8 protein-coding genes and 1 riboswitch are annotated in these 8940 nt (G+C 32.4%); of the genes, 6 read left to right on the top strand and 2 right to left on the bottom strand.

Going from position 1 to position 8940, the window contains the following annotated elements:
- The first annotated feature begins 273 nt into the window (after positions 1-273).
- From JJE11_RS09170 to JJE11_RS09145, 6 genes are all read left to right on the top strand, one after another.
- A complete protein-coding gene (locus tag JJE11_RS09170; protein WP_291634802.1) occupies positions 274-738 on the top strand; it encodes a pyridoxamine 5'-phosphate oxidase family protein in 465 nt (154 codons plus the stop codon).
- A 195-nt stretch (positions 739-933) separates the two neighbouring features.
- A complete protein-coding gene (locus tag JJE11_RS09165; RefSeq protein ID WP_291634800.1) occupies positions 934-2310 on the top strand; it encodes a C4-dicarboxylate ABC transporter permease in 1377 nt (458 codons plus the stop codon).
- Positions 2311-2337: 27 nt separating this feature from the next.
- The gene (locus tag JJE11_RS09160) at positions 2338-2622 is read left to right on the top strand and encodes a metalloregulator ArsR/SmtB family transcription factor (RefSeq protein ID WP_291634798.1); all 285 of its coding nucleotides are present in this window, start codon (positions 2338-2340) and stop codon (positions 2620-2622) included.
- Between the two features lie 457 nt (positions 2623-3079).
- The gene (locus JJE11_RS09155; RefSeq protein WP_291634796.1) at positions 3080-4246 is read left to right on the top strand and encodes a M20 family metallopeptidase; all 1167 of its coding nucleotides are present in this window, start codon (positions 3080-3082) and stop codon (positions 4244-4246) included.
- A 34-nt stretch (positions 4247-4280) separates the two neighbouring features.
- Positions 4281-5645 carry an amidohydrolase family protein gene (locus JJE11_RS09150; RefSeq protein ID WP_291634794.1) on the top strand — a complete coding sequence of 455 codons (1365 nt, stop codon included), beginning with the start codon at positions 4281-4283 and terminating at the stop codon, positions 5643-5645.
- Positions 5646-5796: 151 nt separating this feature from the next.
- The gene (locus tag JJE11_RS09145) at positions 5797-6375 is read left to right on the top strand and encodes a hydrolase (RefSeq protein ID WP_291634792.1); all 579 of its coding nucleotides are present in this window, start codon (positions 5797-5799) and stop codon (positions 6373-6375) included.
- Between the two features lie 62 nt (positions 6376-6437).
- Here the strand turns inward: JJE11_RS09145 and JJE11_RS09140 are convergent, their stop codons facing one another.
- Positions 6438-7784, bottom strand: coding sequence for an amino acid permease (locus JJE11_RS09140; protein ID WP_291634790.1), 1347 nt, complete (start codon positions 7782-7784; stop codon positions 6438-6440).
- Positions 7785-7935: 151 nt separating this feature from the next.
- Positions 7936-8033, bottom strand: a riboswitch (glycine riboswitch).
- A 266-nt stretch (positions 8034-8299) separates the two neighbouring features.
- A partial coding sequence (locus JJE11_RS09135) for a lipoate protein ligase C-terminal domain-containing protein (protein WP_291634788.1) occupies positions 8300-8940 on the bottom strand: 641 nt, incomplete at its 5' end.

The raw sequence follows: 8940 nt of genomic DNA, 5'->3' as shown, positions 1-8940 counted from the left end.
GTTTAGAAATATTTATCTAAAATCCATCACAAGTGTTGTACAAGCCTTGTTTTTATTATATAGAAAACAGCTTTCGGAAAGCAATATGGATGATTTTTTTATGAATTGGAGAGTTTTGTAATTTAGAACAGGTGTTAAGATGATTGTTATTCCACATAATCCTATTCATTAATATTAAATGAACTGGCTCTTTTCGTATAGAAAGTTTAATTGTATAATGATGTTAAAATTAGTATAATTAAAAATATAGAGTTAGAAAATGGAGGGGTTTTTATGTTTAAAGAAATGAGAAAAAGTAATAAAATGCTGACAAATGATGAAATGCTTGAAATTATGGACACTGCTGAATATGGGGTTTTATCGACAGTAGGCGAAAATGGATTTCCTTATGGAGTGCCAGTAAATTTTCTTTACAAAGATGGCAATGTATATTTTCATTCTGCGTTATCGGGGCATAAATTAGATAATATAGAACTTAACAACAAGGTTTCTTTCTGCGTTGTGAAAGATGTTGCATTAATCCCAGATGATTTTAACACAAAATTTAAAAGTGTAATTTGTTTTGGCGAGGTTAAAGAGGTACTAGATGAGAAAAAACAAGAGATATTTGTACTTTTTCTAGAAAAATTCTCAAAGGACTTCATCGAGTCCGGAATGGAATATATAAAAAAGGCTAGCTCAAAAGCAAAGGTATATGAGATAGAAATTAAGCATATAACTGCAAAGGGTAAAAAATAAGGAATTAAAATCAAAGAGCCAGGCATCTAAAACCAATAAAAATGACTTTTCAACGATGAGTCATTTTTTTGCGGATATCTATGCTCTAGATATTAATATTATTAAATAAATACTTGTAATAATAAAAAGTTAAATGGTATAATATTTAGCACGTAGATATATTTAATAATGTTAATTAAATAAGGGGATATCATAATGAAACTTAAACTTCCTGATTCATATGTCATATTATTATATATAATTATTATAGGTGGCATAGCTTCATATATAATACCTTCTGGGATTTTTGATAGGCAACTGAATACGATTACTGGAATAACCTATGTTGTTCCGAACAGCTATCATTTAATAGAACAGACGCCAGTTTCAGTTATTGAAATTTTCAAAGCTATACCTTTAGGTATGCTCGCTGCCGCAGATATTATAATATTTGTTCTGATTGCGGGTGGGAGTTTTGGAATAATTCAAGCTACCGGAGTAATAAATGGATTGATAGGAAGTGTCACTAAAAAAATTCATCAGAAAGAAAAGATAATGATACCGGTTTTAATGATAGTTTTTTCCTTAGGTGGTGCAATTTTAGGAACCGCTGAAGAAATACTTCCATTGATTCCAATTTTTATTGCACTGGCAATAGGAATTGGATTTGATGCAATGACAGGATTAGCAATAGTTTTTCTTGGAACTTTATCAGGGTTTATAGCTGGTTTTTTGAATCCTTTTTCTACTGGAACGGCTCAAAAAATTGCTGAATTGCCTTTGTTTTCTGGCTTTATGTACAGAGTTATTTGTTACATCGTAATTCTTGTTGCTGCAATATTATTTGTAACTTATAAAGCAAATAATGCAAAAAAGAACCCTGTAAAGATAGATGAAGAAAATAATTTTTACCAAGGGTTTGGAATACATAAATTCCCAGCATTAACGAGAAAACATATCTATATAACAATAACATTAATATGTGGTTTTATTTTTCTCATACACGGGACTATAGAAGATAAATTTAGTATAATGGATATTGCTACATTATTTTTGATGATGGGGATAATTTCTGGGATTATTGGAAAATTTAAACCGAACAGAATAGTTACTGAGTTTATAAATGGTGCATCTAATATACTATATGGTACATTAATTATTGGGTTAGCAAGAGGGATTTTTATAATAATGAGTACAGGAAATATTATAGATACTATAATATCTTATTTTTCACATATAGTTTCAATATTTTCTCCTGTAGCATGTGCTATATCAATGTTCATAGTACATATATTTATAAGTTTATTTATTCCATCAGCTACTGGAGAAGCGTCAGCAACAATGCCGATAATGATAGCATTAGCGGATTTATCCAGTGTAACAAGACAGACAGCTGTTTTAGCATATCAGTTTGGGGAAGGAATTACTTATATGGTGAACCCTACCTCGGGATATCTAATGGCTGTTTTGGCTATAAGTGGAGTTTCTTGGTCTAAATGGGTCAAGTGGGTATATCCTCTTTTTATAATCTGGTTTATTTTAGGTTGCGTTCTAATTACAATATCGGTAATGACTGGGTATGGACCATATTAGTAATAAAAAAATTATAGGTGGAAAATAATGGAGATGAATATCATAAATTCTTTAGACGTTGAAGTACTAAAAGCATTGAGTGAAGAAACAAGAATTGAAATTTTGAATCTACTGAGAAATGGTGAAATGAATGTTAATGAGATTGCTGATAATTGCAGAGTTTCAAGACCTACAATTTCACATCACTTACAAATCATGAAAAGAGCAGGTGTTTTAAGTTCTGTTAAAGATGGCAAAGAAGTATATTACAGTATAAATATGCATAAGTTGACTTCTTTTGCTCAGGAAATCTTGTCTTATGTTAAATGGTGATATTCGACGTTGTATAATCAAAAACCTTTGGCCAATGTAAGAATTTTATTGAATTATAATGGCTGAGGAGTAACAAAAGATCATGCTTTAGTTATTGACTTGTACACAGTGTTAAAGTATAATCAGATTAATCTTAATCAATACGGCTATATGTGACAAAATATACAAAAAATGAATTACAATATATTATTAATGTTAGAAATATGGGATATTGTATTATTTAACATGTTTACGTGTATCGACATGTTAACGCAATATTTTTTTATTTTAATTTATATTATAGATTATGAAGGTGATGCTTATCAAGTTAACAGCTAATGATTAGAACGTTAAATCATCTCTGGGGAGCAGCATATTATTGACTTCAAGGGGTGATAACTATCATTACCATTCAAAATTTTATGAGTAATAATTCATAATGGAATATCAAGTAAATATAGAAAAGGGGTATGACAAAATGAAAAAACAAATTATGTTAGAAGTTCAAAATATAAAAGAAAGACTATGGGAAATAAATGATTATATTTATCATAACCCGGAACTTGGTAACGAAGAATTTAAGGCTGTAGAAAAATTGACTTCTTTATTATCAGAACATTCATTTAAAGTGACAATTGGTATAGCAAATAGGGAAACTGCATTTAAAGCGGTTTATGAAAGTAAGTTAAAAGGTCCGACTATTGCTTTTATGTGTGAGTATGATGCTTTACCAGGAATAGGGCATGGATGTGGACACGATATGATAGGCACAATTAGTATTGGGGCAGCTGTAGCTTTAAGCAAAGTAATAGGACGAACAGGTGGAACAATAGAAGTTTATGGAACTCCTGCAGAAGAAACATTCGGTGCGAAAGTTGATATGGCGGAACTTGGAATATTCGACAATGTTGATGTTGCTATGATGACGCATCCATATGGTAAGACTTGCAAGAGTGGGAACTCCTTGGCGCTGGAAGCATTAAAGTTTGATTTTACAGGAAAGTCAAGCCATGCAGCGAGCTCGCCTGAAAATGGAATTAATGCATTGGATGCGGTTATATTAATGTTTAATGGTATAAATGCATTAAGGCAGCACGTTACATCAGATGTAAGGATACATGGAATTATCAGCGAAGGTGGTTTAGCTGCTAATATAGTGCCAGACAAGGCTGTTGCAAAATTTTATGTAAGGGCTTCTAAAAAGAGCTACTTGAAGGAAGTAATTCAAAAGGTGAAAAATATTGCTAGTGGTGCAGCATTAATGACTGGAGCAAGTCTGGAAGTAAGCTCATATGAGCCATCCTTTGATGATATGAATACAAATAAGAATTTATCTGAGTCATTTAATAAAAATATAAGAAAGCTAGGCATTACAGATATTAATCCGTCTGAGAATATTGGATCGCTGGACATGGGGAATGTAAGTTACGTGGTGCCAGCTATCCATCCAATGCTTGGAATTGGCAATCCAAAACTTAAATTACATACTGAGGAAATGGCTAAAGCAACAATTACGGATCAAGCTCATGAATCTTTACTTATTGGTGCTATGGCACTTGCGTGTACGGGGTACGATGTTATTACTGATAGTGATTTGTTATCGGAGATAAAAAAGGAGTTTGCGCAAAGCATAAAATGTGTTTAATTTATTAATCTAGCAAATGAAGGAGTGATTTTATATGTTTGATATAGTGATAAATAATGGTATGGTTATTGATCCTTTCAATAATATTAATTCTAAACTGAATGTAGGAATTTCAAATGGCAAGATAGCCTGTATTTCCAAGGAACGTTTATTTGGGAATACAGAGATAAATGCCGAATCACTTATTGTAACACCAGGATTTATTGATATGCATATACACGAAGATCAATACATCGCAAAAGATGATTCATTTAAGTTCTGTATTTCAAATTCCATGCTAAACATGGGGGTTACAACTGCAATAGGAGGGAATTGTGGCATTGGTCCAATTGATCCTATTGAATACCTTGATGCAGTAGATAGACTAGGATATCCTATAAATATTGCAATGTATGCACCACATGAGTATCTCAGGAATACTTTTGGTGATTTTGATAAATATGGACCTGTTGATAAAGTGAGTATTGAGAAAATGGCCAAGCTACTTGAAGTGCAATTAGAAAAAGGGTGTATTGGCTTTTCAATGGGTATTGAGTATATACCTGGGATAGACCAATATGAAGCTACCCAACTTATGAAGGTAGCTGCAAAGAGTGATAAACTTGTAGCAGTGCATCAAAGAGGTGATGCTAAGCAGGCAATTTCATCAGTTGAGGAATTAATAGATTATGCAAAAACAACTAAGGCAGCATTACAGATTTCCCATGTTTCAAGTATGTGCAGTTTTGGACAGATGAAAGAAACATTGTCTATTATTGATAAATATAGAAGAGAGGGACTTGATATAGGATTTGATAGTTATCCTTATTACGCTTACTGCACATTTATCGGTTCCACTTGCTTTGATGAAGGTTTTTTAGAAAAGTACGACTTAAATGAAGATTCTTATTCCAAATTCGAGATGACATCCGGAGAGCCCGGTAAAAGGTTTAGCAAAGAAACTTTCGATAAGCAAAGGAAAGAGGACCCAAAGGCATTAGTAATTGCACATCTCTTAGGGGAAGAGGAAGTAGATATGTCTATAAATCATCCTGCAGGCATTATAGTAAGTGATGGTCTATATAATAATGGGCAAGGGCACCCAAGGGGAAGCGGAACATTTCCAAGGTTCATTAATGAATACGTAAACAAGAAAAAAATAATGTCACTCAAAACTGCTATAGAAAAGATAACCTGCATGCCAGCAAAGCGAATGGGACTTGAATCAAAAGGGACTCTAAGCATAGGGTCAGATGCTGATGTCACTATATTTGATCTTGGCAGAATGGAAGATGGTGCAACATATTTAGAGCCGACAAAGAAACCTGTAGGAATTGAATATGTGCTTATCGGAGGAGAAATTGCTCTAAAACATGGTAACATTGTAAATGATAGACTTGGAAAAGCAATAAAAAAGTGAAAAATTTAAAAACAAAAGAGGGATAGACAAAATGAATATCCAGGATTTGTACTAACTGCTGGTTATAAGCAATATATAATTGACTTAATTTTCTTAATGAACTATAATTTACATAATAATAATATTAACTAAGGGAAAGAAGGTTTTATTTATGGAAAAAATAACTCCTAAAAGGGAACAGGCTTTTGAGTTATTAAAAAAGTATAATAAGAGTGACAGTCTGATAAAGCATGGACTCGCTGTTGAGGGCGTTATGAGGCATTTTGCTAGTCTAAATGATGAAGATGTAGATAAATGGGGCATAGTTGGGCTTCTCCATGATGTGGATTATGAGATGTATCCTGAGGAGCATTGTGTTAAAGCAAAGGAATTATTAGAGGCAGAGGGCTACCCAGAGGAGTACATACATGCTGTGCAGAGTCATGGCTTTGGGCTTTGTATAGATGTAGAACCAATACATAAAATGGAGAATGTACTGTTTACAATAGATGAACTTACGGGACTTATTACAGCAACTGCGCTTATGAGACCAAGCAAGAGTGTGCTGGACCTAGAAGTAAAGTCAGTTAAGAAGAAATTTAAGCAGAAGAGTTTTGCAGCAGGTGTCGATAGAGATGTTATTCTTTCAGGTGCTGAAAGAATGGGAATGGACATTAATGATATACTCGACGAAACAATAAAAGGTATGCAAAGTGTTGCTGAGGAAATTGGATTAAAAGGCGAAGTTTAAAATAAAAAAGTATGCTAATTTTACTAATTAGCATACTTTTTGTTGTAAGAACAATCTTTATTTTAATTATTCTGTTTCTTTTTTGTAATGTACCAATATACAGGTAGTCCAATTAAGGTTATTGCAAGTCCTATAAGTGCTTTTGAAGTGTCAGTTATAAGCGTACTTACTAGGATATATATACCTCCGAGAATTCCTACGAGTGGAACTACTGGGTAGAATGGTACTTTATAAGGTCTCTCTATATCTTTATGTTTTATTCTTAATATAAAAACACCAGCTACTGCCATTGTGAAGAAAATCCATAAAACAAATATAACAAGATCAGTTAAGGTATCAAAAGACCCACTAAATACATATAGCGAGGAAAGTATAAACTCGAAAACAAAAGCGTTTAATGGTGTTTGATATTTTTCATCAACTTTTCCGAGAAACTTATCAAAAGGTAAAAGCTTATCCTGAGCCATAGCAAAAGGTATTCTAACTCCTGTCATTATATAACCATTTAATGCTCCGAAAATTGAAATTAATATACCAACTGTTATAAATATTGAACCTGATTTTCCAAATAAAATTGTTGCAACATCAGAAGCTACTGTATTAGAACTTATAATAGATTTTATAGGAACTACGTTTAGAACTGCTAAATTAAATAAAACATACACTGATATAATAATGGTTACACCCCAAATTATGGACTTTGGAATGTCTTTTTTGGGGTTTTTAAGTTCTCCTGCTATATTACTTACACCTATCCAGCCATCATAAGCCCAAAGTGTTCCAAGCATAGCTGCTCCAAATCCAGCACCAGCAGTTGCAGCGCCTACAGGCATAGAAAAACTGTGAGCCGTTCCTTTTATAAGGCCTAAGGCTATAATAACAAAAATTGGAATTAGTTTTGCAATAGTTGCAACGAATTGAATCTTACTAGCAAGTTTTGTTGATAGCACGTTTGCAACGGTGATAACAAACATCATAAGTATTGCAAATAATTTTTGCTGAAGTCCACTCATTGGCACAAAATTAGTAGCTTGAGTTGCGAGTACTATTGCCAGGGCTGCCGCAGCACCAGGAACATAAATAACTGTTTGTACCCAACCAAATAAAAATGCCCATTTTTCGCCATAAAGTTCTTTAAGATATACAAAGATACCTCCAGTTTTTGGAATGGCTGCTGCTATTTCAGCTATAGTAAGACCAGAAGCCATAGTTATAATACCGCCGGCTACCCAAGCAAGTATTCCCATCATTGGGGAACCGGCATTATTAAATACAATGGAAGGTTTAAAGAAAATTCCAGAACCTATAACCATACCTATAACTAAGGCAATGGCTCCTGGTAAACCAATTTCTTTTTTTAATGTTTGTGGTGAAGTGTTGTTAGAATTTAATTTTTTTGATGTTTCCAAGACAAATCATCCTTTCTTTTGTTAGTTTTAAAATAATAGAAAATTCATATGTAATTAATCAAATACTTCAAAAGGAAATTTTATAATCTTCTTCTGAAATATCTTTAAAACATAAAAGGACAAGGAGCAAAAGGGCACAAAAAACACTGCCCTTTTACTCCCTGTCCTTTTATCTGAAAGTTTCCTTAGATGTTAGTCTAAGTTGCTCCGTTGATGCCACATTTAAGTAGTCTCTCCAGGGGTATGTCAAATTATTGTGCAAGGAATATTCTAGAATATTCCTGAAACCTGAAAGTTTCAAAATAAACCTTTAGCATAGATTTATTTCTTTCTTCTACGGTTATCCAATGTGGATATCTCCAATAATTTTCATCCATAAATATAAAATTTATTATTTCTTTATTATTCTAATAGTAAATGTGAATTTAGTCAATAAATTTTTTTATACATATAATACCTTTAAAAAGAAATTGCTGAATTTATTGGGTCTATAGTTTGAAATATATAATTGAATTTTAAAATATACAACTTAAAATATCTTCGATAACAGCGTTTGAAAAATAATCAGAGATATTAAAGGCTGAAAGTGCTGTTTTAACCGCTGGCTCTACATGATTTACACCTATAAGTGCTGCTTCTATGTCTGAAATATCAAGTTTGCTAAAGAAATCACCATATATCGTAATATCTTTTATTATTCCATGCTGTACTTCCATATTACATTCAATTGTACCGAATGGAAATTTCTTTTCATTTATAAAATTATATTTTGGTGAATGAGCAAAATTCCATTCCCAAGTGGAATATTTTTCGGATGCAAGCTTATTTATATTATTTATATCAGTAGGAGTAAATTCATACAAGGAATCTGAATTATTTTCTGCCACAATATAGTTCATAATTAACGCTTCAAAATCCACAATAGATAGAGGCTGTTTTAAGTGAGAGCTTATATTAGTTACCCTACTTAATACGGATTTAATACTTTTATCTTGGAATTTTAAAGGTTTTGCTCGTAATGCTTTTGATAAATTTGAAATATCTGATGAAAAAAGTAAGGTTCCATGATGAAGAACTCTGTCCTTGTAATTATATTGTGCGTTACCTGAAAACTTTTTACCGTCAATAGTAAGATCATTTCTTCCACTAAAATCTG

Origin of the sequence: Clostridium sp. (assembly GCF_016650095.1) — a bacterium.
Taxonomy (GTDB): domain Bacteria; phylum Bacillota; class Clostridia; order Clostridiales; family Clostridiaceae; genus Clostridium_AD.
Note: the sequence above shows the minus strand (reverse complement) of the source record. Positions and strands in the feature narration are given on the sequence as shown.

Bases quoted from the DNA above. Each gene is read 5' to 3' on its own strand.
- JJE11_RS09150 (WP_291634794.1), top strand. From the start codon at position 4,281: ATGTTTGATATAGTGATAAATAATGGTATGGTTATTGATCCTTTCAAT.
- JJE11_RS09155 (WP_291634796.1), top strand. From the start codon at position 3,080: ATGAAAAAACAAATTATGTTAGAAGTTCAAAATATAAAAGAAAGACTA.
- JJE11_RS09170 (WP_291634802.1), top strand. From the start codon at position 274: ATGTTTAAAGAAATGAGAAAAAGTAATAAAATGCTGACAAATGATGAA.
- JJE11_RS09145 (WP_291634792.1), top strand. From the start codon at position 5,797: ATGGAAAAAATAACTCCTAAAAGGGAACAGGCTTTTGAGTTATTAAAA.
- JJE11_RS09165 (WP_291634800.1), top strand. From the start codon at position 934: ATGAAACTTAAACTTCCTGATTCATATGTCATATTATTATATATAATT.
- JJE11_RS09160 (WP_291634798.1), top strand. From the start codon at position 2,338: ATGGAGATGAATATCATAAATTCTTTAGACGTTGAAGTACTAAAAGCA.